The 24,819-nt window shown below is 70.3% G+C and carries 26 protein-coding genes; 13 read left to right on the top strand and 13 right to left on the bottom strand.

From position 1 onward, the window contains the following. Window positions 1-13 precede the first annotated feature (13 nt). The 6 genes from G6N49_RS14015 (at window position 14) to mnmA (ending at window position 6,033) form a co-directional block, all read left to right on the top strand. A complete protein-coding gene (locus G6N49_RS14015) occupies window positions 14-970 on the top strand; it encodes an electron transfer flavoprotein subunit alpha/FixB family protein (RefSeq protein ID WP_011559271.1) in 957 nt (318 codons plus the stop codon). Between the two features lie 156 nt (window positions 971-1,126). After that, a complete protein-coding gene (locus G6N49_RS14010) occupies window positions 1,127-1,948 on the top strand; it encodes a mycofactocin-coupled SDR family oxidoreductase (RefSeq protein WP_011855274.1) in 822 nt (273 codons plus the stop codon). 98 nt (window positions 1,949-2,046) lie between these two features. Further along, on the top strand, window positions 2,047-2,880 hold the full coding sequence (locus G6N49_RS14005; protein WP_011559273.1) for a GNAT family N-acetyltransferase: 834 nt from the start codon (window positions 2,047-2,049) through the stop codon (window positions 2,878-2,880). Beyond that, window positions 2,877-3,713: a lysophospholipid acyltransferase family protein gene (locus G6N49_RS14000; protein ID WP_083045367.1), complete on the top strand. Its 837-nt coding sequence runs from the start codon at window positions 2,877-2,879 to the stop codon at window positions 3,711-3,713. Before G6N49_RS14005 ends, G6N49_RS14000 begins: the two co-directional genes overlap by 4 nt. A 47-nt stretch (window positions 3,714-3,760) precedes the next feature. Beyond that, window positions 3,761-4,954 carry a cysteine desulfurase family protein gene (locus G6N49_RS13995; RefSeq protein WP_011855276.1) on the top strand — a complete coding sequence of 398 codons (1,194 nt, stop codon included), beginning with the start codon at window positions 3,761-3,763 and terminating at the stop codon, window positions 4,952-4,954. Further along, window positions 4,954-6,033 (top strand): tRNA 2-thiouridine(34) synthase MnmA, encoded by a 1,080-nt coding sequence (mnmA, locus tag G6N49_RS13990; RefSeq protein ID WP_011855277.1) that lies wholly within the window; start codon window positions 4,954-4,956, stop codon window positions 6,031-6,033. Before G6N49_RS13995 ends, mnmA begins: the two co-directional genes overlap by 1 nt. 80 nt (window positions 6,034-6,113) lie before the next feature. On the opposite strand, the gene G6N49_RS13985 is transcribed toward mnmA, so the two are convergent. Beyond that, the gene (locus G6N49_RS13985) at window positions 6,114-6,752 is read right to left on the bottom strand and encodes a sensor domain-containing protein (protein WP_011559277.1); all 639 of its coding nucleotides are present in this window, start codon (window positions 6,750-6,752) and stop codon (window positions 6,114-6,116) included. A 52-nt stretch (window positions 6,753-6,804) separates the two neighbouring features. On the opposite strand from G6N49_RS13985, the gene G6N49_RS13980 reads away from it, so the two are divergent. Next, window positions 6,805-7,815, top strand: coding sequence for a uroporphyrinogen decarboxylase/cobalamine-independent methonine synthase family protein (locus tag G6N49_RS13980; protein ID WP_011768177.1), 1,011 nt, complete (start codon window positions 6,805-6,807; stop codon window positions 7,813-7,815). Window positions 7,816-7,893: 78 nt separating this feature from the next. On the opposite strand, the gene G6N49_RS13975 is transcribed toward G6N49_RS13980, so the two are convergent. Beyond that, window positions 7,894-9,501 carry a 4-coumarate--CoA ligase family protein gene (locus G6N49_RS13975; protein ID WP_083045366.1) on the bottom strand — a complete coding sequence of 536 codons (1,608 nt, stop codon included), beginning with the start codon at window positions 9,499-9,501 and terminating at the stop codon, window positions 7,894-7,896. 37 nt (window positions 9,502-9,538) lie between these two features. Then, a complete protein-coding gene (locus tag G6N49_RS13970; RefSeq protein ID WP_011559280.1) occupies window positions 9,539-9,919 on the bottom strand; it encodes an MmcQ/YjbR family DNA-binding protein in 381 nt (126 codons plus the stop codon). A 61-nt stretch (window positions 9,920-9,980) separates the two neighbouring features. Here G6N49_RS13970 and ligA point away from each other — a divergent pair, with 61 nt between their 5' ends. Continuing rightward, window positions 9,981-12,086 (top strand): NAD-dependent DNA ligase LigA, encoded by a 2,106-nt coding sequence (ligA, locus tag G6N49_RS13965; protein ID WP_083045365.1) that lies wholly within the window; start codon window positions 9,981-9,983, stop codon window positions 12,084-12,086. On the opposite strand, the gene G6N49_RS13960 is transcribed toward ligA, so the two are convergent. From G6N49_RS13960 to G6N49_RS13935, 6 genes are all read right to left on the bottom strand, one after another. Further along, window positions 12,083-13,645 carry a polyamine aminopropyltransferase gene (locus G6N49_RS13960; RefSeq protein WP_083045364.1) on the bottom strand — a complete coding sequence of 521 codons (1,563 nt, stop codon included), beginning with the start codon at window positions 13,643-13,645 and terminating at the stop codon, window positions 12,083-12,085. The genes ligA and G6N49_RS13960 overlap by 4 nt on opposite strands. 13 nt (window positions 13,646-13,658) lie before the next feature. Next, on the bottom strand, window positions 13,659-14,114 hold the full coding sequence (locus G6N49_RS13955; protein ID WP_083045368.1) for a DUF350 domain-containing protein: 456 nt from the start codon (window positions 14,112-14,114) through the stop codon (window positions 13,659-13,661). 22 nt (window positions 14,115-14,136) lie between these two features. Then, entirely contained in the window at window positions 14,137-14,568 is a 432-nt protein-coding gene (locus G6N49_RS13950; RefSeq protein WP_011559284.1) for a DUF4247 domain-containing protein, read from the bottom strand. Then, a complete protein-coding gene (locus G6N49_RS13945; protein ID WP_011559285.1) occupies window positions 14,565-15,077 on the bottom strand; it encodes a DUF2617 family protein in 513 nt (170 codons plus the stop codon). Before G6N49_RS13945 ends, G6N49_RS13950 begins: the two co-directional genes overlap by 4 nt. A gap of 8 nt (window positions 15,078-15,085) precedes the next feature. Next, window positions 15,086-15,694: a DUF4178 domain-containing protein gene (locus tag G6N49_RS13940; RefSeq protein ID WP_041309565.1), complete on the bottom strand. Its 609-nt coding sequence runs from the start codon at window positions 15,692-15,694 to the stop codon at window positions 15,086-15,088. A gap of 92 nt (window positions 15,695-15,786) precedes the next feature. Further along, complete coding sequence (locus G6N49_RS13935; RefSeq protein ID WP_011559287.1) at window positions 15,787-16,368, bottom strand: hemerythrin domain-containing protein; 582 nt, start codon at window positions 16,366-16,368, stop codon at window positions 15,787-15,789. Window positions 16,369-16,509: 141 nt separating this feature from the next. On the opposite strand from G6N49_RS13935, the gene G6N49_RS13930 reads away from it, so the two are divergent. Next, complete coding sequence (locus tag G6N49_RS13930; RefSeq protein ID WP_011559288.1) at window positions 16,510-16,764, top strand: metallothionein; 255 nt, start codon at window positions 16,510-16,512, stop codon at window positions 16,762-16,764. Window positions 16,765-16,768: 4 nt separating this feature from the next. On the opposite strand, the gene G6N49_RS13925 is transcribed toward G6N49_RS13930, so the two are convergent. After that, window positions 16,769-17,437 (bottom strand): ACT domain-containing protein, encoded by a 669-nt coding sequence (locus G6N49_RS13925; RefSeq protein WP_064875914.1) that lies wholly within the window; start codon window positions 17,435-17,437, stop codon window positions 16,769-16,771. A gap of 94 nt (window positions 17,438-17,531) precedes the next feature. Here G6N49_RS13925 and gatC point away from each other — a divergent pair, with 94 nt between their 5' ends. The 3 genes from gatC (at window position 17,532) to G6N49_RS13910 (ending at window position 20,435) form a co-directional block, all read left to right on the top strand. Further along, complete coding sequence (gene gatC / locus G6N49_RS13920) at window positions 17,532-17,831, top strand: Asp-tRNA(Asn)/Glu-tRNA(Gln) amidotransferase subunit GatC (RefSeq protein ID WP_041310100.1); 300 nt, start codon at window positions 17,532-17,534, stop codon at window positions 17,829-17,831. Next, window positions 17,828-19,315, top strand: coding sequence for an Asp-tRNA(Asn)/Glu-tRNA(Gln) amidotransferase subunit GatA (gene gatA / locus G6N49_RS13915; RefSeq protein WP_011559291.1), 1,488 nt, complete (start codon window positions 17,828-17,830; stop codon window positions 19,313-19,315). The genes gatC and gatA overlap by 4 nt, the downstream gene beginning before the upstream one ends. Window positions 19,316-19,403: 88 nt before the next feature. After that, window positions 19,404-20,435 carry an ATP-dependent 6-phosphofructokinase gene (locus G6N49_RS13910; protein WP_011559292.1) on the top strand — a complete coding sequence of 344 codons (1,032 nt, stop codon included), beginning with the start codon at window positions 19,404-19,406 and terminating at the stop codon, window positions 20,433-20,435. Here G6N49_RS13910 and G6N49_RS13905 read toward each other — a convergent pair. Beyond that, complete coding sequence (locus G6N49_RS13905; protein ID WP_011559293.1) at window positions 20,405-21,130, bottom strand: cutinase family protein; 726 nt, start codon at window positions 21,128-21,130, stop codon at window positions 20,405-20,407. The two genes, G6N49_RS13910 and G6N49_RS13905, sit on opposite strands and share 31 nt — an antisense overlap. A gap of 174 nt (window positions 21,131-21,304) precedes the next feature. Between G6N49_RS13905 and gatB the strand changes: the two genes are divergently transcribed. Next, on the top strand, window positions 21,305-22,810 hold the full coding sequence (gene gatB / locus G6N49_RS13900; protein WP_011559294.1) for an Asp-tRNA(Asn)/Glu-tRNA(Gln) amidotransferase subunit GatB: 1,506 nt from the start codon (window positions 21,305-21,307) through the stop codon (window positions 22,808-22,810). 4 nt (window positions 22,811-22,814) lie between these two features. Here the strand turns inward: gatB and G6N49_RS13895 are convergent, their stop codons facing one another. After that, window positions 22,815-24,023: a DUF1214 domain-containing protein gene (locus tag G6N49_RS13895; protein WP_083045363.1), complete on the bottom strand. Its 1,209-nt coding sequence runs from the start codon at window positions 24,021-24,023 to the stop codon at window positions 22,815-22,817. Then, entirely contained in the window at window positions 24,023-24,817 is a 795-nt protein-coding gene (locus G6N49_RS13890) for a sugar phosphate isomerase/epimerase family protein (RefSeq protein WP_083045362.1), read from the bottom strand. The genes G6N49_RS13895 and G6N49_RS13890 overlap by 1 nt, the downstream gene beginning before the upstream one ends. Window positions 24,818-24,819 lie beyond the last annotated feature (2 nt).

The raw sequence follows: 24,819 nt of genomic DNA, 5'->3' as shown, positions 1-24,819 counted from the left end.
GAGAGACAAAGCAATGGCTGAAGTACTCGTGCTCGTGGAGCACGCCGAAGGTGCACTCAAGAAGGTCACCAGCGAGTTGATCACCGCCGCTCGCGCCCTGGGCGAACCCTCCGCCGTCGTGGTGGGCAAGCCGGGCACCGCCGAGCCGCTGGTCGACGGCCTCAAGGCCGCCGGTGCGGCGAAGATCTACGTCGCCGAGTCCGAGGACGCGGAGAACTACCTCGTCACCCCGCAGGTCGACGTGCTCGCCGCGCTGGCCGAGGAGAACAGCCCCGCCGGTGTCCTGCTGGCCGCCTCCGCGGACGGCAAGGAGATCGCCGGTCGGCTCGCGGCCCGCATCGGGTCGGGTGTGCTGACCGACGTCATCGCGGTCGCAGAGGGTGGTAAGGCCACCCACTCGATCTTCGGTGGCGCCTACACCGTCGAGGCCGAGGTCACCGGTGACACCCCGGTGATCACCGTGCGCGCAGGTGCGATCGACGCCGAGCCCGCCGACGGTGCCGGCGAGGTCGTCAACGTCGAGGTGCCGGCACAGGCCGAGACCGCGACGAAGATCACCAAGCGCGAACCCGCCGTCGCCGGCGACCGCCCGGAGCTCACCGAGGCGACCGTCGTCGTGTCCGGTGGCCGCGGTGTCGGCAGTGCCGAGAACTTCGGCATCGTCGAGGAACTCGCCGACGCGCTCGGCGGTGCGGTCGGCGCCTCGCGTGCGGCGGTCGACTCGGGCTACTACCCGGGTCAGTTCCAGGTCGGCCAGACCGGGAAGACCGTTTCGCCGCAGCTGTACATCGCGCTGGGCATCTCCGGTGCGATCCAGCACCGCGCCGGTATGCAGACCAGCAAGACGATCATCGCGGTGAACAAGGACGAGGAAGCGCCGATCTTCGAGATCAGCGACCTCGGCATCGTCGGGGACCTGTTCAAGGTCACCCCGCAGCTCACCGAGAAGGTCAAGGCGCGCAAGGGCTGATCCACTCGGCCTGATCGACTCCGAGAACCCCGGCATCTCACGGTGCCGGGGTTTTCGCATTGCCGGCCAAGGAGTACCGACCTTTCCGGATACGACGGGACTTTGTACGTTTGTATAGTCGAGGGTCCGACAACCCACCGGCAACGAAGGCAGGTCATGGGAGAACTCGACAACACCGTCGCGCTGGTGACCGGCGCCGCCCGCGGTCAGGGCCGTTGCCACGCGGTGGCACTGGCCGCCGAGGGCGCCGACATCATCGCGATCGACCGCTGCGCCGACATCGAGTCCATCCCGTATCCCCTGGCGACCAAGGAAGATCTCGACGAGACCGCCGATCTGGTCCGGGCCGCAGGACGTCAGGTGGTGACCGCGATCGCCGACGTGCGCAGCCTGTCCGACCTGCAGGCCGCGGTGCGCACCGGGACCGCCGAGCTGGGTGAACTGGACATCGTGGTGGCCAACGCCGGCGTCGTGGCGATCGGGCTGACCGACCCCACCGACGAACAGCTCTACCGCGACATCGTCGACACCAACCTCAACGGCGTCTGGCACACCATCGCGGCCACCGCTCCCTCCATCATCAGCAAGGGACGCGGCGGGTCGATGATCCTCACCAGCTCCATGCAGGGTCTGGTCGGCCGCGGCGGCGACGGCAGCGCCGCGATGTTCGCCTACGCGGCGTCCAAACACGGCGTCGTCGGGCTGATGCGCTCGGCGGCCAACGCGTATGCGGCGCACAATATCCGGGTCAACTCGGTGCACCCGACCGGTGTCGGCACCCCGATGATCCTCAACGAACACATGGCCACCGTGTTCGCGGCGAACCCGACCTCCGACGCCATGGCGGGCAACCTGCTGCCCGTCCCGTTCGTCGAACCCGAGGACGTCGCCAACGCCGTCGTGTGGCTGGCCGGCCCGAAGGCGCGCTACATCACCGGAACGGCGCTACCGGTCGACGCGGGCCACGCGGTGATGTAGCCCCCGGGCAGGGGAACGACAAACTCGTCACCGAGCGTGCACGAACACGTCACGCGGTGCTTGCCGCCGCGCTGACCGGCTCGGCGACGGTGCTGGATATGAGCGCTGCATCTGTCCTCATCGCCGCTGATATCGCCGCCGATCACCCGAAGGCCGCGGACACTCCGCGGTATTCGCTGCTGCTGTCCACCGATTCCGACCTGATCGCCGCCGCGCAGCGGCTGCGCCACGACGTGTTCACCTCCGAACCCGGATTCGCCCTCACCGGGGCGCTCGACGGTCGGGACGCCGACCGCTTCGACGAGTACTGCGACCACCTGTTGGTGCGCGAGGAGACCTCCGGTGAGCTGGTCGGCTGCTACCGGATGCTGCCGCCGCCGGGGGCGATCGCCGCGGGTGGCCTCTACACCGCCACCGAGTTCGACGTGCGCGCGCTCGACCCGCTGCGGCCGTCGCTGGTCGAGATGGGCCGAGCCGTCGTCCGCCACGACCACCGCAACGGCGGCGTGGTGCTGCTCATGTGGGCCGGCATCCTGGCCTACCTCGACCGCTGCGGCTACGACTACGTCACCGGCTGCGTATCGGTGCCGATCGCCGGTGCGGACGGCGAACCCGCCGGCACCCAGGTGCGCGGTGTGCGCGACTTCGTGCGGCGCAGGCACGCCGCTCCCGAGCACTACACCGTGTACCCGTACCGTCCGGTGGTCGTGGACGGCCGCGGCCTCGACGACATCCCGCCGCCGGTACGGGCGGGCGTGCCGCCGCTGATGCGCGGGTATCTCCGGCTGGGAGCGCAGGTCTGCGGGGAGCCCGCCCACGATCCGGACTTCGGGGTCGGCGACTTCCCGGCGCTGCTGGACAAGCGTCACGCCGACACCCGTTACCTGCGCCGGCTGCGGTCGGTGTCGGCGGCGACCGGGTCGGCGTCATGACGCTGACGACCGAACACGCCTGGCTGCAGCGCGCCACCTGCGATGCGAGCTGCGTAGCCGCCGGCGCCGACCGGCCCGGGCGACGGTGGTGGGTGGCGGTGCGCACGGGCGTGCGGGTCTGCGCCGCCGTGGCGCTGTTCTCGTCCGTCTGGCTGCTGGCGCTGCCCCTGCCAGGCCGGTGGCACGTGCAGCGGGCGTACTGCCGTCTGATGCTGCGCAGCTTCGGTGTGCGGATCGCCGTGTCGGGTGGTCCCATCCGCAACCTGCGGGGTGTGCTCGTCGTCAGCGGGCACGTGTCCTGGCTGGACATCTTCGCCATCGGCGCGGTGCTGCCCGGATCGTTCGTCGCACGCGCCGACCTCGTCGACTGGCCGGCACTGGGACCCGTGGTCCGGCTGATGAAGGTCATCCCGATCGACCGCGGAAGCCTGCGCCGGCTGCCCGCGGTCGTGGCCGCGGTCACCGACCGGCTGCGGGCGGGCCACACCGTCGTCGCGTTCCCGGAGGGCACCACCTGGTGCGGGCTGGGCTACGGACGTTTCCGCCCCGCGATGTTCCAGGCCGCCGTAGACGCGGGCCGCCCGGTGCAGCCGCTGAGCATGACCTACCGCCACCACGACGGACGGTTGTCCACCGTGCCCGCGTTCGTCGGCGACGACTCGCTGCTGGGTTCGGTGCGGCGTGTGATCACCGCCCGTCGCACGGTCTGCCACGTCGGCGTCGAATCGCTGCAGTTGCCCGGCGACGACCGCCGCGAACTGGCCAGCCGCTGCGAAACGGCCGTGCGGCGCAGCGCGGCGGCGCCCGCGACCGCCCACGCCCTGGCCGCCTGACCCGGCGATCCGGGCGGTGCCCGGTCGGCGGCTATCCTGGACGGGCCATGACCTCGCCGAAGTCGGTCTACCTCGACCACGCCGCGACCACCCCGATGCACCCCGCTGCCATCGAGGCGATGACGGCTGTGCTGACCACTGTCGGCAACGCCTCCTCACTGCACGGCGCGGGTCGGTTGGCCCGCCGCCGGATGGAGGAGGCCCGCGAGACGCTGGCCGGGCTGCTGGGGGCGCGCCCGTCGGAGATCATCTTCTGCGCCGGTGGCACCGAGAGTGACAACCTCGCGGTCAAGGGGATCTTCTGGGCGCGCCGCGACGCCGAACGGAGGCGCAACCGCATCGTCACCACGCCGATCGAGCACCACGCCGTGCTCGATGCGGTGCAGTGGCTGGTCGAGCACGAGGGCGCCGAGGTGACCTGGCTGCCGGTGCAGGCCGACGGATCCGTGACCGCCGCCGCCCTACGCGAGGTGTTGCAGTCGTGCGACGACGTGGCGCTGGTGTCGGTGATGTGGGCGAACAACGAGGTCGGCACCGTCCAGCCGATCGCGGAACTGGCCGCGGTCGCAGCGGAGTTCGGCGTGCCGATGCACAGCGACGCGGTGCAGGCCGTCGGTCAGTTGCCGGTGGACTTCGCGACGAGCGGACTCTCGGCGATGAGCGTGACGGCGCACAAATTCGGTGGCCCCACCGGGATCGGGGCGCTGCTGCTGCGGCGCGACACCGCGTGCGTGCCGCTGCTGCACGGCGGCGGCCAGGAGCGCGACGTGCGTTCCGGCACAGCCGATGTCGCCGGAGCGGTCGCCATGGCGGCGGCGGCGCGGGTCGCAATCGACGGGCTCGACGCACATCGCGCCCGGGTGTCCGCGCTGCGCGACCGCCTGATCGAGGGTGTGCTGGCCACCATCGACGACGTCTCCTTCAACGGCTCGCGGGTGGACCGGTTGCCGGGTAACGCCCACTTCACGTTCCGGGGTTGTGAAGGTGATTCGCTGCTGATGCTGTTGGACGCCAAGGGAATCGAGTGTTCGACCGGCTCGGCGTGTACCGCCGGGGTGGCGCAGCCGTCGCATGTGCTGATCGCGATGGGGGCCGACCCGGCCAGCGCCCGCGGTTCGCTGCGGCTGTCGCTGGGGCATACGAGCACCGACGCCGACGTCGACGCGGCCCTCGAGGTGCTGCCCGCCGCTGTGGACCGGGCCCGGCAGGCGGCGCTGGCCGCATCGGGGGTGACCGACTGATGCGGGTTCTGGTCGCGATGAGCGGCGGCGTCGACTCCTCGGTCGCCGCGGCGCGCATGGTCGACGCCGGCCACGACGTCGTCGGGGTGCACCTGGCGCTGTCGGCGACCCCGGGCACGCTGCGCACCGGGTCGCGGGGGTGCTGTTCGAAGGAGGACGCCGGCGATGCCCGCCGCGTCGCCGACGTGCTCGACATCCCGTTCTACGTCTGGGATTTCGCGGACCGCTTCAAAGAGGACGTGATCGACGACTTCGTCGCCTCCTACGAGCGCGGCGAGACGCCGAATCCGTGTGTGCGGTGCAACGAGAAGATCAAGTTCTCCGCGCTGGCGGGGCGTGCGCTGGCGCTGGGGTTCGACGCGCTGGCCACCGGCCACTACGCGCGGTTGTCCGACGGCCGCCTGCGCCGGGCGGTGGATGCGGACAAGGATCAGTCCTATGTGCTGGCGGTGCTGACCGCACAGCAGTTGCGGCACGCGGTCTTCCCGATCGGTGACACCCCGAAGGCGCAGATCCGCGCCGAAGCCGCGGAGCGCGGACTGGCCGTCGCCGACAAGCCAGACAGCCATGACATCTGTTTCATCCCGTCCGGGGACACCCGGGCGTTCCTCGGTGCGCGCATTGGGGTGCGGCGCGGCGCGGTGGTCGACGCCGGCGGGACGAAACTCGCCGAACACGAAGGCGTACACGGGTTCACGATCGGGCAGCGTAAGGGTCTCGGTATCGCCGGGCCGGGTCCCGACGGGCAGCCGCGGTATGTGACGGGGATCGACGCGGCCACCGGGACGGTGCGCGTCGGCGGCGCCGAGGATCTCGACGTGTCGCGGCTGACCGGTGAGCGGCCGGTGTTCACCTCAGGTGCGGCGTTCGGCGGTCCGGTGGAATGTCAGGTTCAGGTGCGCGCGCACGGCGGGCTGGCGGATGCGGTCGCGTCTCACGACGCCGGCGTCCTGTCGGTCGAGTTGCGGGCGCCGCTGCGTGGCGTCGCGGCAGGGCAGACGATGGTGATCTACCGGCCCGATCCCGAGGGTGACGAGGTGCTGGCCAGCGCGACGATCAGCGGGGCTGCCGGGCGGTAGTCATTCGCGAAACAGCATTCCCTGCTGTCAAAGAGTCGCCTTGACGACAGGGAATGCTATTTCACGCGAGAGCGGCACAACTAACCCGGCACCTTCGCGAGAATGTTCGTCATCACGATGTCGGGCACCGCCTCGGTGAACGCGCAGAACGTCACCTCGACCAGCACCGTCGACTTCAGCCTGTAGTCCCGCCCGCAGTCGCCCGGCCGGGTCTGCACCGCATCCGCCGTGGCGGTCCACTCGCCGATGTACGCGGGACCGTAATTCGTTGTGCCACAGCCGTCGACGAGGGCCACCACACCGTCGAACGCCCGCCGTGCCGTCTCGGGATCGCGGTAGCCGGCCGCGCCTTGGGAGATCAGGCCGCCGTCGGGCGGGTTCTGGAACGTCGTCTTGTGGAACTCCTCGACCTCGTCACCGAACGTCTGCGATTCGGCGAACAGCCACTGGCAGGGCGTCGGCATCTGTTCCATCAGGGGTTCGATGTCGACCGGGATCTTGCCGTCCATGGTCGGGATGATCGTGAGATCCTCGCCCGCCCCGGTGATCGCCTGCATCTGCGCCGTCTCGAGCAGCACGGTGTCGACATCGACGGGGGAGCGGGAGTCGTCGTCGAGGCCCGGCGTCGAGCGGACCGCGGTGCCGCCGACCACCGACACACATCCGGCGGTGAGCACGGCCGCGACCGACACCATCAGCGCAGTGGCCTGTGCGGTCATCGCCGTCCCCTTCCCGAGGACGAGCCTAACCGCGTCGAATACTGTGCACCGGGTGACTGTCTACGCCGCCGCGACCGGCATCGGATCCTGGCCCGGAGCCAACCCGCGGCAGGCCGCCGAGATCGTGGTCGGCGAACTGCACACCCTGCCCCACCTGGTCGAACTCCCGTCGCGCGGGGTGGGCGCCGACATGATCGGCCGGGCCGGAGCGCTGCTGGTCGACATCGGCATCGACATCGTGCCCCGCGGCTACCGCATCGCCCATGGCCGCAGCTCGGCGGTCCGCCGCGCCAGAAGCCTGCTGGAGGAGGACGTCGACGCGCTCGAGGAGGCGTGGGAGAAGTCCGGCCTGCGCGGCTCCGGGCGCACCGTCAAGGTTCAGGCGCCGGGTCCGATCACGCTGGCCGCCGAACTCGAACTGCCCGGCGGGCACCGCGCCCTCACCGACCGCGGCGCCGTGCGCGACCTGGCGGCCTCGCTGGCGGAGGGTATGGCGGTGCACCGCGCCGAGGTCTCCCGCCGGCTCGACACCCCGGTGGTCGTGCAGTTCGACGAACCGCTGCTGCCGGCCGCCCTGGCCGGCCGGCTCACCGGGGTGACGGCCTTCACCCCGGTGCACCCCGTCGACGAGGCGGTCGCCACCCAACTGCTCGACGAGTGCATCGCCCGCGTCGGCGGCGAGGTGGCGCTGCACAGCTGCGCCGTCGGTCTGCCCTGGAAACTGCTGCTGCGCAGCCGATTACAGGCCGTCGCGGTGGATGCCGTGACGCTCACCGCCGAAGACCTCGACGGGATCGGCGAGTTCGTCGAATCCGGGCGTACGGTGCTGCTCGGCGTGGTGCCGGGTGCCGCGCCGGCGGCGAGGCCGTCGGTCGAACAAGTGGCCGCCGCCGCGGTGTCGCTGACCGACCGACTCGGCTTCCCCCGCGCTGTGCTGCGCGAACGCATCGGCGTCACGCCCGCGTGCGGGCTGGCCACCGCCACGCCGGAGTGGGCGCGCCGCGCGGTCGAACTCACCCAGAAGACCGCGGACGCGTTCGCCGACGACCCCGACGCCCTCTGAGCGCCGAAACTGCTCAGAGGTCACGGATTTCGTCGAAACGGTGATCTGGCAGCAGTTTCGGCGGGGCAGGCGGGGGGACTAGTGCCGGAGATCCTTTCGCAGGATCTTGCCCGACGCCGACTTCGGGATCGCGTCGATGAACTCCACCTTGCGCACCTTCTTGTACGGCGCGACCTGACCGGCGACGAACTCCATCACCTCGGCCTCGGTCAGCGACGCGTCGGGCCGGCGCACCACGAACGCCTTGGGCACCTCCTCGCCGGATTCGGTGTCGACGACGCCGACGACCGCGACGTCGGCGATCGCGTCATGGCTCAGCAGCACCGCCTCCAGTTCCGCCGGCGGCACCTGGTAGCCCTTGTACTTGATCAGCTCCTTGAGCCGGTCGACGATGTAGACGCAACCCTGCGCGTCGACCTGGGCGAGATCGCCGGTGTGCAGCCACCCTTCGTCGTCGATGGTCTCGCGGGTGGCCTCGTCGTTGTTGAGGTATCCCGCCATCACGTTGGGGCCGCGGAACCACAGCTCCCCGGTGGCGCTCATCCCGCTGGGCGGGATGTCGATCTCGGCGCCCGTCTCGGGGTCGGTGATCCTGCTCTCGGAGTTGGGCACCGTCCATCCGCTCGACGCCAGCGGCGCCGCGGATCCCACGAGGCCGACGCCGCCGTCGAACGGCGTGACGTGGCTGACCGGGCTGAGCTCGCTCATCCCGTAGCCCTGCACCACCGCGCAGCCCAGGCGCTCGGCGACGGCGTGGCCCAGATCCGCGTCGAGCGGGGCCGCGCCGGACATGATGCCCTGCAGCGACGAGAGGTCGTACTCGTCGATCAGCGGGTGTTTGGCCAGCGCCACGGCCACCGGCGGTGCGATGAACGCATACGTGCACTTGTGGTCGGCGATGTTGGCGAGGAATTCGGTGAGGTCGAACATCGGCATGATCACCAGCGCCGCGCGGGCGTGCAGTGCGGCGTTGAGCAGCACGGTCATCCCGTAGATGTGGAAGAACGGCAGTACGGCCAGGATCCGGTCGTCGGCCGTCATACCCTGCACCGGCCGGATCTGCGCGACGTTGGCCGTCAGGTTGCGGTGGGTGAGCATGACGCCCTTGGGGTTGCCGGTCGTGCCCGAGCTGTAGGGCAGCACCGCCAGATGCGTGGCCGGGTCGAAGCTCACCTCCGGCGGCGCGAAGCCCGGGCCGAGCAGGTCGGCGGCGTTGGGGTGCCCGTCGGCGGCCGCGCCCGGACCGTCGAGCACGATCACGCGGTCGTCGGCGAGTCCGACGGCGGCGGCACCCTCGGCGGCGTGGGCCAGCAGCGGCGTGACGGTGACGAGCATCGTGGCCCGCGAGTCGGCCAGCTGGTTGGCGATGTCCTTTGCGGTGAACAGGGCGTTGACGGTGGTGGCGGTCGCACCGGCGCGCAGGATGCCGTGGAAGGCGATCGCGAACGCCGAACTGTTGGGCGCGAGCAACCCGACCACGTCACCCACCCCGATGCCGCGGTCGGCGAGCGCACCGGCGAAGGCGTCGATGCGGGCGAGCATCTCGCCGTAGGTCATCCGGTTGCCGGACGGCGTGTCGATCAGCGCGACCCGTTGGGCGTCGGTGTCGCTGAGGTCGCTGAACAGGTAGTCGTAGACGCTGGTCGTCGGGATCTGGACGGCGGGGTACGGGCTGGCGAAACTCATGGTGTCCCGATCGAACCACGAGCGGCGCGCCGCGCGGTCAGGGTCCCTCGAGTTGTCTGACCAACCGGCGCGGCGCGACCAACCGGAACGAGGCGTCGACGAGTTCGCCCACCTCGTCCCAGTCCACGTCGGCCCGGTCGAAGTCGAGTCCGAGCCAGCCCGACGGGCCGAGGTAGGCCGGCACGAAGAACCGGTCGTCGGCCCGCAGCGCCTCCCGGTCGGACTCGTCGACCTTGACCAGCACGCAGTGGGGCACGGTGGACATCTGCCCGGTCTCCTTGGTGCTGCCGCCATACATCGCGAACATCTTCGACACGAAGAAGCACGGCCGCCCGTGGGAGATCTTCTCGTGGGCCTCGGGATAGCCCAGCGCGATGGTGCGCACCTGGGCCAGCCCGAAGTCGTCGTCGCGGAACATGATCGGATGCGGCACATCCGCCAGGCTAGGGGTTGTCACAGGGCTTCGATAGCCTTCGGGGGTGAGCGCGAAGTCGACCCCGGATGCCGGGCCGCAGGAGCAGGCCACCGAAGCCGAGGCCGAACTGCGCCACCGTTGGCAGGCGCTCGCCGACGAGGTCCGCGACCACCAGTTCCGGTACTACGTGCGCGACGCCCCGGTCATCTCCGACGCCGACTTCGACAAGCTCTTCCAGCAACTCGAAGCGCTGGAGGCCGAACATCCCGAGCTGCGCGCCCCGGATTCGCCGACCCAACTGGTGGGCGGCGCCGGGTTCGCCACCGACTTCACCCCGGCCGAACATCTGGAGCGGATGCTGAGCCTCGACGACGTCTTCAACGTCGACGAGCTGACCGCCTGGTCGAGCCGGGTGCGCGCCGAGGTCGGCGACGATGCGGCGTATCTGTGTGAGCTCAAGGTCGACGGCCTGGCGCTGGCGCTGGTGTATCGGGACGGACGGCTGGAACGCGCCGCGACGCGCGGTGACGGCCGGGTCGGCGAGGACGTCACGCTCAACGCCCGCACCCTCGACGACGTGCCCGAACGGCTGACCCCGTCCGACGAGTTCCCCCACCCGGCGGTGCTTGAGGTCCGCGGTGAGGTGTTCTTCCGGGTCGCCGACTTCGAGGCGCTCAACGCGGGGCTGGTCGCCGAGGGGAAACCGCCGTTCGCCAACCCGCGGAACAGCGCCGCCGGCTCGTTGCGGCAGAAGAATCCGGCGGTCACGGCGCGCCGCCCGCTGCGGATGGTGTGTCACGGGATCGGCTACACGGAGGGGTTCAGTCCGACCAGCCTGCACGAGGCGTACGGAGCGCTGCGGGCCTGGGGGCTGCCGGTGTCCGACCACACCACCCGGGTGCAGGGTATGGACGCGGTGCGGGAGCGCATCGCGTACTGGGGCGAGCACCGTCATGACATCGAACACGAGATCGACGGTGTGGTCGTCAAACTCGACCAGATCGCTTTGCAGCGCCGGCTCGGGGCGACCTCGCGCGCGCCACGGTGGGCGGTGGCCTACAAGTATCCGCCCGAGGAGGCGCAGACCAAGCTGCTCGACATCCGGGTCAACGTCGGCCGCACCGGCCGCGTGACGCCGTTCGCCTACATGGAACCGGTGAAGGTGGCCGGCTCCACCGTGGGCCTGGCGACGCTGCACAACGCCTCGGAGGTCAAACGCAAGGGTGTGCTCATCGGCGACACCGTGGTGATCCGCAAGGCCGGTGACGTCATCCCCGAGGTGCTGGGGCCCGTCGTCGATCTGCGCGACGGCACCGAACGCGAGTTCGTGATGCCGACGCACTGCCCCGAATGCGGCACCGAACTCGCCCCGGCCAAGGAGGGCGACGCCGACATCCGCTGCCCGAACTCGCGCACGTGTCCGGCGCAGTTGCGGGAGCGGGTGTTCCACGTCGCCGGGCGCGGCGCCTTCGACATCGAGGGTCTCGGGTACGAGGCGGCCATCGCGCTGCTGCAGGCCGGTGTCATCACCGACGAGGGCGACCTGTTCACGCTGACCGAGGACGACCTGCTGCGCACCGAGCTGTTCACCACGAAGGGTGGCGCCGTATCCGCCAACGGCCGCCGGCTGCTGGCCAACCTCGGCAAGGCCAAGGCGCAGCCGCTGTGGCGGGTGCTGGTCGCGTTGTCCATCCGCCATGTCGGGCCGACGGCGGCGCGGGCGCTGGCCACCGAGTTCGGCAGTCTCGACGCGATCATCGAGGCCTCCGAGGACCAGCTCGCCGCGGTGGAGGGTGTGGGGCCGACGATCGCCGCCGCGGTCAAGGAGTGGTTCACGGTCGACTGGCACTGCGCGATCGTCGAGAAGTGGCGCGCCGCGGGGGTGCGGATGGCCGACGAACGCGACGCCAGCATCGCCCGCACGCTGGAGGGGTTGTCGATCGTCGTCACAGGGTCGCTGGCCGGGTTCTCCCGCGACGAGGCGAAGGAGGCGATCATCGCCCGCGGGGGCAAGGCGGCCGGTTCGGTGTCGAAGAAGACCGCGTACGTGGTCGCGGGCGACTCACCGGGTTCCAAGTACGACAAGGCGATCGAACTGGGTGTGCCGGTGCTCGACGAGGACGGATTCCGGAACCTGCTGGAGAACGGGCCGCAGCCGCCGGAGGGCTAGCGGTAGCCCTTGCGGATGTCGTCGACGATGCGGGGATGGTCCAGCGTCGACGGTTCCAAACGCTGCCGGGCCACGTCCGCGGAGAACACCGTCGCGGCGTCGAGCACCTCCTGATTGAGGAACCGCAGCGGCCCAACGCCTTCGGGGACCGTGGGCGCCGGCGGTGTCGGACCGCGACGGGCCAGCGCGAAACCCCAGTCGCCGAAGGTCGGCACGTGGACGTGATACGGGGTGACCGCGAAACTCGCGGACTCGATCGTCGACACCGTGCGCCAGAACGCAGTCGGCGTCGAGTAGGGGCTGCCGGCCTGCACCACCATCAGCCCGTCCGGCGCCAGCGCGCGGGTGACCAGCGCGTAGAACTCCGTGGAGTACAGGCGGCCCAGCACCGGGGTGTCGGGGTCGGGCAGGTCGACGATCACCGCGTCGAAGGTCCGGTCGACGCTGCGCAGCCACGTCATCGCATCGTCGACCACGACGGTGACGCGCGGGTCGTCGAGGGCGCCGCGGTTGGCCTCCCGCAGCGTCGTGCGGGCCAGGTCGATCACCGCCGGGTCCAGCTCCACCTGGGTGATGTCGCGAATCTGGTTCTGGCGTAACAACTCCCGAGCGGCCAGCCCGTCGCCGCCGCCGAGAACGAGGACCGATCGCGCACCCTGCCCGAGTGCGGGGTACACCAGGCTCTCGGTGTACCGGAACTCGTCTCGGGTCGAGAACTGCAGCCCGCCGTCGAGGTAGAGGCGCAGATCGTCACCCCGTCTGGTGACGACGATCTCCTGGTACGGCGAGCGGGCGAACGCCACGATCGGGTCGTTGTAAAGCCGTTGGCGCGTGGTGGTCTCGATCCCGTCGGCGCGGATCAGCAGCGTCACCAACAGCACCAGCGCGGCGCTCAACGCACCCAGCGCGACGGCCAGTTGCCGGCCCGAGACGATGTGGCGCAGCAGAAACACCGCGACCACCGCGGCCGCGACCAGGTTGATCACCCCGGTGGCGGCGGCGCCGCGGATCATCCCGAGGTGCGGCAGGAGCAGGAACGGCCAGAGCAGCCCGCCGACGAGTGCACCGAAATAGTCGGCGGCGTTGAGGTTGGCCAGCACCCGCCCGCTGTCGGCGGCCCCGGCGGTGCGACCGCGCTGCAGCAGCGTCATCAGCAGCGGCACCTCGGCGCCGACGAGGCCGCCGATCAGCGCCGTGCCGACCACCAGCACCCAGGTCGAACCGCCGATGAACGCGAACGTGACGTACAGCGCGGCGGCGGAGAGGCCGCCGATGACCCCGAGCAGCGTCTCCACGGCGACGAACGTGATCGCGGCGTGCCCCAGCAGGGGTTTGACCGCGAGCGCACCCGCCCCGAGTGCCGCCACGTAGCCTGCGACGATCAGCGACGTCGCGACGATGCCGCCGCCGTGGATGCTCGACGACAGGGTCAGCAGCGCCAGTTCGTACACCAGACCGCAGGCGGCGCAGGCGGCGACGGCGGCCAGCAGCAGCGCCCGCCAGCGGGGCGAGGGACGGCCGGTGGCCGACTCCGGCGGCGCGGGTTCGGTCGTCGTCATGAGTCTGTCGTCGTCATGAGAGTGCGGCGGCGTTCAGCCCTCCCACCGCCAGCAGCACGACCGCGGTCGCGATCGCCGACGGGTGCAGCCGGTCGGCCTCGATCAGATCGCGGAAGCGCCCCGGCACGGCCACTTCGAGCACCACCAGCGCCACCCCCTGCAGCAACACCCCGACGATGCCGTAGACGGCGGCGTCGAGGAGACCCTGACCGAGTTCGGCCGAGCTGGCGATGATCGCGGACACCACCACGATGGCCAGCGCCGAGTACATACCGCACGCGACCGCCACGGCGTTGGGCCGGTACTCGACGAACACCAGGTGGCGCAGGCTGCCGGGCGTCAGCAGGTCCATCAGCCCGAACCCGGCCGCCAGCACCAGCGCGCCGATCACGAAGTAGAGGATCGCCGCCACCACGTTCTGGGCCAGGCTCTCACCGCTGATGGTGCCGAATTCGACCGCCAGGTACATCGGATGCTCCTTCATGGGGGTGTCACTTCGAACCGTCCGGACCGCCCGGGCTGCCACCCGACCCACCGGACGGTGAACCGGGGAAGAATCCGGGCCCGAGGAAGATGAATCCGCCCGAGCTGTAGCGGGCGCCGAGCTCTTCGACGCGGATGGTGCAGGGGCGGGTCCCGTCCGGGCCGACGATGACGATCTCGTCGTCGTAGCGCAGGTACGTCGTTCCCCGGTCGGTCGTACGTGCTTCGGGCCGAACCTGGGCGGCCAGGTCGTCGGCCACCGCGCTCGGCGATCCACTGCACGTGTAGTCGGTGCCGTCGGTGTCGCCGGCGTACCGGGAGTAGTTCGCGGCGACATGATCGCGGATGTTGCCGCCCATCAACGACATCCCCAGCAGCAGGCAGACCACACCGCCGACGGCGAGCGCGCCGGACAGGGTGAACAAGCCGGTGCGGGTCACGGGTGCCACCGGCTGGTCGTGTGGACGGCGGTACCGCCAGGGACGCGGGGGCCGCCGGGGTAGAGATGCCAGGTCTGCCACCACCACCCGGGGCCGTCGGGGCGTGCCTGCAGGACGGTCAGCGCGGCGTCGTCGCCGGGGAAGCGGCCGCCGAGGCTGTTGCGGTCGGTCAGGCAGCGCTCGTGCAACCGCTGCGCCAGGGTCTCGAATTCCGTTGCGGCACAGACGGTTGTCTCCGACTCGAAGCGGTAGCCCGGGCCCTCGAACCGGCCGGGCAGCGTGCGGCCGTACGCATGGGCCGAACACGACACCTCTTCGCTGAACCCCCCGGCGGGGTGCTCGATGGTGACGACGTGCGAGGCGCCGAGCACGCCGAGGACGAGCGCGCCGCCGCGGCGGTGCGACAGCCGGATGCCGGCCAGCGGGACCGGGGCGGGTGCGTTGAGGGCCAGGCCGAGCGCGGCCCCGTCGACGTCGGCGGGTGCCACGGCGAGTTGGTGAAACGGCAAGGCGCGCCCTAGGAACCGGCCGGGGGAGCCGGATAGACGGTGAGCTCGACGGGACGCACCGTCCGCCCGATCGAGATCTCCCACGGCATCTCGGGCGCCCAGCGTTCGAAGCCCAGGAAGGTGTCGCCGGTGTTGTCGGCGTAGTCGACGAACTCCATGTCGCCGCCCGCCGGCAGCCCGGTGGTGCCTTCGGTGGTGTAGGACGCGCGGCCGCGTTCGGTCTCGACGAATCCGATGCCGTCGACGACGTGCGAGCCGCCCGGCTCCAGTCGCAGATCAGGGCGACGGGTCCACATGGCCAGTTCGAGGCGGCCCTCGTCCTCCTCGACGCTGAACCAGACCGGCTCGTCGCCGCCCTCGAGCAGGTGCTCCCACCACACGAACGGACCCTGGCGCAGGGTGACCGACCCCCGCACGATGAGGTCGACCCCGCCGTAGCTGACGATCGCTCCGGGCCCCAGCTGGCGTGGCCCGAACTCCTGCGGCGTCGAGAACCGCAGCGGATCAGTGCGCTGCGGTTCCGTTTTCGGCTTCTTCGACCGCTTGAAGCCCAGCACCAGGGCGATGACGGCACCGGCGAACAGCGCGATCGCCAGCACGATCAGGAACGTTCCCACGCGGCAGCCTTCCAGACGGCGGAGTCGTCGGTCTCAGTCGACCGTAACAGCCGCCGGCCGCAACGCTGGGCGCGTTTGTCGGGTGGGGTGGGTCAGGCGGCGCCGCGCAGCGCGTCGCGCGCCCGGTCGATCAGCGAGGCGAACGGGCCGAGCGCGAAGTTCGCCGTTGCCGATTCGACGCCGGCGTGCGGGTGGGTCGGCGCGATGCGCTCGGCGACCTGGACCGCGACCGCGAGGCGTTCGAGCTCCTCGGCCTCGAGATGCTCTGTGAGAAGCGGGAACTCCTCGGCCTCCTCCTTCTCGGCGTGCTCGAGGACGGCCGCCTGGAGGTGGATGAGCCCCTTGGTGAAGTCCGCGGTGTCGATGTCGAGCTTCTCGAGTTCGCTCAAAGCGATCTTCGAGTCGTGTTCTTCGGCGAGGCGTGCGTCGACGACCGCGCCCGCCCCCTCGATCTTGCGGCGCACTCTCGGGTGCACCATCATCTCCTCGGCCGTCTCGTGGACCGCCAGCATGGTGCGCAACCGGGTGAACTTCTCGCGCTTGGTTTCGGCGTCGGCCGCGTCGAGGGTTTCGACGAACAACTGCCGGATGGCTTCGTGTTGCGCCTCGAGGTAGTCGACGACGTCCTGACCGGTGGTGATGGGCTTCTGAGCCACGCGAGGAAACCTCCGCATGTCGGTGGAAAAGGGTCGGCGCAGTGGGCTGGGCGCCGACCGGTCCAGTACCCGTCGCGGGCAGGGGCGAAACGGCACAGCGGGTTTGGCGGTCGACGGCACGGGAACCCAAGGGGTCACGAAGACAACCGGGAGGACTACATGGCGACCTGCGACACCTGCGGCAACCACTACGACAAGGCGTTCACCGTGACGTGGGCCGACGGACGCAGCGCGACGTTCGACAGCATCGAATGCGCAGCGGTCCAGCTGGCACCGGAATGCGCGCACTGCGGATGCCGGATCCTCGGGCACGGCGTCGAGACCGACGAGGCGATCTTCTGTTGCGCCCACTGCGCGCGCAAGGACACCAACGCCGACGTCAACGACCGCTACCCCGTCCCCGCCGGCGGCTAGGGCATCACCGCAGGATCGTATTGACGATGCCGGCGAGGTAGCCCAGGCGCGCGACTTCCGACGGCCGGAAGGCCGGCCCACCCGGGCGACCGAGCACCACGGCGGTGCCGGCGTCGCCGAGCGGGGCCGCGGCGAGCGTGGTGTCCATATCGCGCCACAGCTGCGGCACCCAATCCGCGGAGGCGTCGAGCGCCTCGGCGTGGGCCAGCGGCAGCCACGGCGCGCTCTGGGCCTGCGTCTCCGGGGCGCCGTGACTGCCGACGACGCGTTGCAGCCCGGATCCGTCGTCGCGCACCACGGTGCACCAACCCACCCGCAGCACGCGCGGCGCCTCGTCGACGAGGGTCTGCAGCTTCGCCGCCTTACCCTTCGCCGCGGCGATGTGGTCGATCAACTCCAGTTCGCGGTGCGCCTCCAGCAACCCGGTGTGCGGGCGGATGGTGTCGACGTAGACGCCGGTGAGGCTTTCGGCGGCGGTGATCAACCGGTCGGGCATCGTCCCGGCGGGCAGGTCGACCACCAGATCGTCGATCGCGTAACCGGCGACGCGTTCGACGACGTCGAGCGACAGGATGTCGGCGCCCACCGAACCGAGAGCCACGGCGAGCGCGCCGAGCCGGCCGGGCCGGTCCTCGACTTGAACCCGCAGCAGATACGAAGGCACGGCGACCACTTTCGCACGGACGGCCCCGCGAAGCGACTCGCGAAACCGCGGTGCTCAGCGCCGCCGACCACCCGCCGCGGGCTCCCGACTAGGCTTCGTGGTCGTGTCACAGATCTCCCGAGACGAGGTGGCCCACCTGGCCCGACTGGCCCGCCTGGCGCTGAGCGATGATGAACTCGACAGCTTCGCCGGCCAGTTGGACGCCATCCTGGGCCATGTCAGCACGATCCAGTCCGTCGACGTCACCGGTGTGCGGCCGACCGGCAACCCCCTGACCGACGTCAACGTCATGCGCCCCGATGCCGTGGTGCCCGGCCTCAGTCAGGACCAGGCGCTCGACGCCGCACCCAAGGCCGTCGACGGCCGGTTCGCCGTCCCGCGGATTCTGGGGGAGCCCGAATGAGCAGCACCGAGCTGATCCGCGAAGACGCCGCCACCCTGGCCGGCCGGATCGCCGCCAAGGAGATCTCGTCCACCGAACTCACCCAGGCGTGCCTGGACCAGATCGCCGCCACCGACGATCGCTATCACGCGTTCCTGCACGTGGCGGGCAACCGGGCACTGGCCGCCGCCGCCCGTGTCGACGCCGCGGTGGCCGAGGGCGAGCGCCTGCCGTCACCGTTGGCGGGTGTCCCGGTGGCCCTCAAGGACGTGTTCACCACCACCGACATGCCGACCACCTGCGGATCGAAGATCCTCGAGGGCTGGCGTTCGCCGTACGACGCGACGGTCACCTTCCGGCTCCGCGCGGCGGGACTGCCGATCCTCGGCAAGACCAACATGGACGAATTCGCCATGGGCAGTTCCACCGAGAACTCCGCCTACGGACCGACCCGGAATCCGTGGGACGTCGATCGGGTGCCCGGCGGGTCCGGCGGCGGCAGCGCCGCGGCGCTCGCGGCGTTCCAGGCGCCGTTGGCCATCGGCACCGACACCGGCGGCTCGATCCGCCAGCCGGCGGCGCTGACCGCGACCGTCGGGGTGAAACCCACCTACGGCACGGTGTCGCGGTACGGGCTGATCGCCTGTGCGTCGTCGCTGGATCAGGGCGGGCCGTGTGCGCGCACGGTGCTCGACACCGCGCTGCTGCACCAGGTGATCGCCGGCCACGACCCCAGGGACTCCACGTCGGTGCCCGCCGAGGTGCCCGACGTGGTCGCCGCGGCCCGTGCGGGTGCGTCCGGTGATCTGAACGGGGTGCGGGTCGGGGTGGTCAAGCAGCTGCGCGGCGAGGGCTACCAACCCGGTGTGCTGGCGTCGTTCACAGCCGCGGTCGAACAACTCACCGCGCTCGGCGCCGACGTCGTCGAGGTGGACTGCCCGAACTTCGACCATTCGCTGGCCGCCTACTACCTGATCCTGCCCTCGGAGGTGTCGTCGAACCTCGCCCGCTTCGATGCCATGCGGTTCGGCATGCGCGTCGGCGACGACGGCACCCACAGCGCCGAAGAGGTGATGGCGATGACCCGGGCGGCCGGCTTCGGGCCAGAAGTCAAGCGCCGCATCATGATCGGCACCTATGCGCTGTCGGCCGGCTATTACGACGCGTACTACAACCAGGCGCAGAAAGTCCGCACCCTCATCGCCGGTGACCTCGACGCGGCGTACGAGAAGGTCGACGTCCTGGTCACCCCGGCCACTCCGTCCACGGCGTTCCGCCTGGGGGAGAAGGTCGACGATCCGCTGGCGATGTACCTGTTCGACCTGTGCACGCTGCCGCTGAACCTGGCCGGGCACTGCGGGATGTCGGTGCCCTCGGGCCTGTCCCCGGACGACAACCTGCCGGTGGGCCTGCAGATCATGGCGCCCGCACTGGCCGACGACCGCCTCTACCGGGTGGGCGCGGCCTACGAGGCGGCCCGCGGTCCGCTGCCCACCGCGTTATAGGCGCCGACTGCACGGGCGGTGTACGCATCGATCGAGTGCAGCGGCCAACAACCGTGCGCTCGGCGTGAGCCACAGGGAGAATGGACCCATGCGCATAGGAGTTCTCACCGGCGGCGGCGACTGTCCCGGCCTGAACGCGGTGATCCGGGCCGTGGTCCGCACCTGCGACGTCCGCTACGGCTCCTCGGTGGTGGGTTTCCAGGACGGCTGGCGCGGATTGCTGGAGAACCGGCGCATCCAGTTGCGCAACGACGCCCGCAACGACCGGCTACTCGCCAAGGGCGGCACCATCCTCGGCACCGCACGGGTGCATCCGGAGAAGCTGCGCGCCGGGCTCGACCAGATCAAGCAGACCCTCGACGACAACGGCATCGACGTGCTGATCCCGATCGGCGGGGAGGGCACGCTGACCGCCGCGCACTGGCTGTCCGAGGAGAACGTGCCGGTCGTCGGTGTGCCGAAGACCATCGACAACGACATCGATTGCACCGACGTCACTTTCGGCCACGACACCGCGCTCACGGTCGCCAGCGAGGCGATCGACCGACTGCACTCGACCGCGGAATCGCATCAGCGGGTGATGCTCGTCGAGGTGATGGGCCGCCACGCCGGCTGGATCGCGCTCAACGCCGGCCTGGCCTCCGGTGCGCACATGACGCTGATCCCCGAACAACCCTTCGACGTCGAAGAGGTGTGCCGGCTGGTCAAACAGCGGTTCGTCCGCGGCGATTCGCATTTCATCTGCGTGGTGGCCGAGGGGGCCAAACCCGCCGAGGGCACCATGCAGCTACGGCAGGGCGGGATGGACGAGTTCGGCCACGAGAAGTTCACCGGCGTGGCCCAGCAGTTGGCGATCGAGGTGGAGAAGCGGGTCAACCGCGACGTGCGGGTGACGGTGCTCGGCCACGTACAGCGCGGCGGTACGCCCACCCCCTACGACCGGGTGCTGGCGACGCGGTTCGGCGTGAACGCCGCCGACGCCGCACACGCCGGTGAGTACGGGATGATGGTGTCGGCGCGCGGGCAGGAGATCGGCCGGGTGTCGTTGGCCGACGCGACCCGCAGGCTCAAACTGGTGCCGCAGAGCCGCTACGACGACGCCGCGGAGTTCTTCGGCTGAGCTTCGACGTCGCCGAGTCGGTCGACGGCGAACGTGGCGGCCTGGTCGATCATGCCGTTGGCGCCATACTGACTGTGCGCGAACAGGTTTGCGCCGTCCGCGGTGCAGACCGGATCGTCGGGAATGCACTGGCTCAGCGTCTTGTCCGCATACAGCGAACCGATCGTGATGGGCGGTGCGCTGATCGCGTCGAGGAACCGGGTCGACGGCTTCCCGAACAGTACGACGGCGGCGACGTGGTCGGCGATCTCCGGGGCCATCGGCCCGGTGATGCCGGCCGGGGGGATGTAACCGGGCGGAATCTGGTCGGCCGTCACGTAACCCATGACCGCCGCGCCCTGGGAGTAGCCGCCGAGGACCATCTTCGTATCGGGGCAGGTGGCCACGACCTCGCGGACCCGGTTGCTGGTGTCGATGACCCCGTCGGCGGCACGCGGCCAGTCGGGGCTCGCCGGGTAGGCCACCGGGTGGACCTGCACCGACCGGCCACCCATCTGGGACTGCAACGCGTCGACGAACTCCTGGCCGGCCCAGCCCACGCCGGGCGCCTCGGTGGTGCCGCGCGCGAAGATGACCTCCACGTCGGGACACGGTTCGGCCGCCGCGGACGGGGCGCTCAGTACGCCGCCGGCCGCCACACCCGATCCGACCGCCGCGGCCGCGATCGCGATATTCCAGACCCGACTGATCTTCATCCCCTGACCCCGATCCGTTGATCTTGAACGACACTTTAGCTCCCCTTATTAACTGGCGCGACTGGCCGTCATGGCGACTTCGTGCGGGCTTGGTCACGTCCGGCGGGCCACTGTTGGCTCGATCGCCTTCCGGGGATGGTCGGGGCGCGGAAGGCCACAACTAGGATCGAGGTCATGACGGCGACATCGGCGGCAGAACTGCTCGACTACGACGACGTGGTGGCCCGCTTCGAACCGGTGATGGGCATGGAGGTGCACGTCGAGCTCTCCACCGCGACCAAGATGTTCTGCGGGTGCGCCAACGCGTTCGGCGCCGAGCCCAACACCCAGGTGTGCCCGGTCTGCCTCGGCCTGCCCGGTTCGCTACCCGTGCTCAACCAGCAGGCCGTCGAATCGGCGATCCGCATCGGGCTGGCCCTGAACTGCGAGATCGTCCCGTGGTGCCGGTTCGCCCGCAAGAACTACTTCTATCCCGACCAGCCGAAGAACTACCAGATCTCGCAGTACGACGAGCCGATCGCGATCAACGGGTACCTCGACGTCCCGCTCGACGACGGCAGCACGTGGCGCGTGGAGATCGAACGTGCGCACATGGAAGAGGACACCGGCAAGCTGACCCACCTGGGCAGCGACACCGGCCGCATCGCGGGGGCGACGAACTCGCTGGCCGACTACAACCGCGCCGGTGTACCGCTGATCGAGATCGTCACCCGGCCGATCGAAGGCGCGGGCGTCAAGGCCCCGGAGATCGCCCGTGCCTACGTCACCGCACTGCGCGATCTGCTGCGCGCGCTCGGGGTCTCCGACGTGCGCATGGACCAGGGGTCGATGCGCTGCGATGCGAACCTGTCGCTCAAACCGATCGGTCAGGCCGAGTTCGGCACCCGGACCGAGACCAAGAACGTCAACTCGCTCAAGAGCGTCGAGGTCGCGGTGCGCTACGAGATGCGCCGTCAGGCGGCGGTGCTGACCTCGGGCGGTCAGGTGCACCAGGAGACCCGGCACTTCCACGAGGACGGGTACACCTCGCCGGGGCGCAGCAAGGAGACCGCCGAGGACTACCGCTACTTCCCCGAGCCGGATCTCGAACCGGTCGCCCCGGACGCCGAGTTCGTCGAACACCTGCGCCAGAGTCTGCCGGAGCTTCCGTGGTTGCGCCGCAACCGGATCCAGCAGGAGTGGGGCATCTCCGACGAGGTGATGCGCGATCTGGTCAACAACGGCGCGATCGACCTCGTCGCGGCGACCGTCGAACAGGGGGCCTCCAGTGAGGCCGCGCGCGCCTGGTGGGGAAACTTCCTGGTGCAGAAGGCCAATGAAAGTGGAGTCGAACTCGACGCGCTGCCGATCACCCCGGCGCAGGTCGCCGCGGTGGTGAAACTCGTCGACGACGGCAAGCTGTCCAACAAGCTGGCCCGCCAGGTCGTCGAGGGGGTGCTCGCCGGTGAGGGTGAGCCCGCCCAGGTGATGGCCGACCGCGGACTCGAAGTGGTGCGCGACGATTCGGCGCTGCAGGCCGCGGTCGACGAGGCGCTGGCCGCCAACCCGGGCATCGTGGAGAAGATCCGCGGCGGCAAGGTGCAGGCCGCAGGCGCGATCGTCGGTGCGGTGATGAAGGCGACCAAGGGTCAGGCCGACGCGGCGCGGGTGCGCGAACTGGTGCTCGCCGCCTGCAGTTGACGGCTCACATCCGGTGGCGTCGTCGGATCCCGTTGAACCGGGCCCACATCTGGGCGACGCGTTGCTCGCCGGTGACGGTGGCGGTGTCCGGCGGTAGCGCGTCGGCGAGGTCGGACCGGGCCACCAGCCTGGTGTGCAGCACGGCGGGCTTTCCGGCCAGCATGTGCCGGTAGGTGACGTTGCCGCGGCTGAATCCCTGGGTGTCGAGCCAGTTGTGACAGCCCGGATCGTCGTGGGCCAGCACGATGCGGATCCGCCCGTCACCGTCGGTCACCGTGCGGCTCGGGGTGTAGGAGACGGGCCGGTACAGGTAGTCCATGCTGTTGAAGAACACGCCCATGTTGGTGAGCATCCACAGGCCCTCGTGCGCGTCGAACTCGATGATCAGCGCTTCGTCGGCGCCGAGTTCCCAGAACATGTTCGCCGCCGCGCGGCCCCTCTTGTCGTCACCGGTGTCGGAGTCGACGGCGGGAAACCGGTTGGGGTGCGCGGCGTCGACGCCGCCGTAGGTGAACGGGTAGTCCGGCCAGTCGCGCATCACCCCTTCGACGAAGTCACCGGCCCAACCGATGGCGGCCACCATCTCGGCGGGTGTGGGCAGTGGCCGCGGGGCCGCCATGCCGACGCGTTCGATGCGCAGTTCGGCCGGCCGGTCGTCCCACCGGTCGAAACCCTGACGGATGAACAGTTTTCGCGAACCCGGTGTCGTCGGCAGCCAGTTCGGTCCGCGCTCGGGTCCACCGATGTAGAGCTCGAAGTCGCCGCCGGCGGCCGTCGCCAGCTGGGAGCCGGACAGGTTGACCTCCGGGACGTCACCGAACGGCTCGTGCAGGACGCCGGGACCCGAACCCCGCGGACCCTGCACGGTGATGTTGAAAAACGGTGCGCCGCCCCGGTTCCCGGTGAGGCGGTAGGTGTGTGCCCCGTCGATCCAGGCCTGGTGGTAGGTGAAGTCCGCACTGTCACCGCCCAGTTTGCGCAGCGGGGTGCAGAAGGCGTGCACGATCGGATACCGGGTGTCGGCGGTTTCGAGCGCCAGGTCGAAGGCCTGACCCAGGTTCTGGGTGAGGAAACGCAACGCGTCGACCCGCTGTGCGCCCGAGGTGGCGTTGTGATCCTTGAACGCCTGCGCGCCCGCGGCTTTCAACCGGTCGCAGAACGCCGCCCACGCCGCATCGAGCGCCGTGTCGTCGGGACCGTCGCCGAACACCATCACCGCACCAGCCGGTCGAGCATCGCGCTGACGGTCTCGCACGCCCGTCGCGCCGCGACCGCGCGGCCCTCGGCCTCGATCCGCGGCCCGATCAGCTCGAGGTCGAATCCGTGCGTGTAGCCACCGGCGAGGATCTGGGCCACGCACGGCTCGAGCGGTATCACCCCGTCCCCGGGAACCGCGCGCGCGGGCAGCGACCGGTCACCCAGAACGTAGTCGCTCACTTGGACGAGTTCGGTACGCGGAAGGGCACGGTCGAGCAGTTCGGGGAGTTCGGCCTCGGCCCAACAGTGGAACAGGTCGACACAGATTCCGAGGTCGGCCATCTCGGCGAGCGCGATGGTGTCGCGCAGCGAGTGGGCGATGTGCATGTCGGCGTAGAGGCTCGACGCGTTCTCGATCGCCAACGCCACCCCGCGCCTGCGCGCGTGAGCGAGGCAGGGGGCCACCTCCTCGCAGAACGCATCGGCGGCCTGCCGCCACGACAGCGATCCGCGTCCGCCGGTGAGCAGGTAGATCATGCGGGCGCCCGCATCGGCCGCCGCGTCGATCACATTCGTCAACGCGTCCCTGGCGGCGGTGCGGTCGGACTGGAGCCGCCCGCCGGCGAACAGGTGGTAGACGGCGTCGACCCGGTATCCGTGTGCGGCGAGCAGCGGCGCCAGCGCGGGGTCCGACAGCTGCGAGTCGAGGATGCTCAACCGCGTCAGACCCAGTGCGTGCCACTGGTGGTGCAACTCGGCGAGCGGATCCCCGAAGAACGTCACACTGTGCACCGAGAGCCGCTCGTGCATGA

Source organism: Mycolicibacterium monacense (assembly GCF_010731575.1).
Taxonomy (GTDB): Bacteria; Actinomycetota; Actinomycetes; order Mycobacteriales; family Mycobacteriaceae; genus Mycobacterium; species Mycobacterium monacense.
This window is presented reverse-complemented; position numbering and strand designations above follow the sequence as displayed.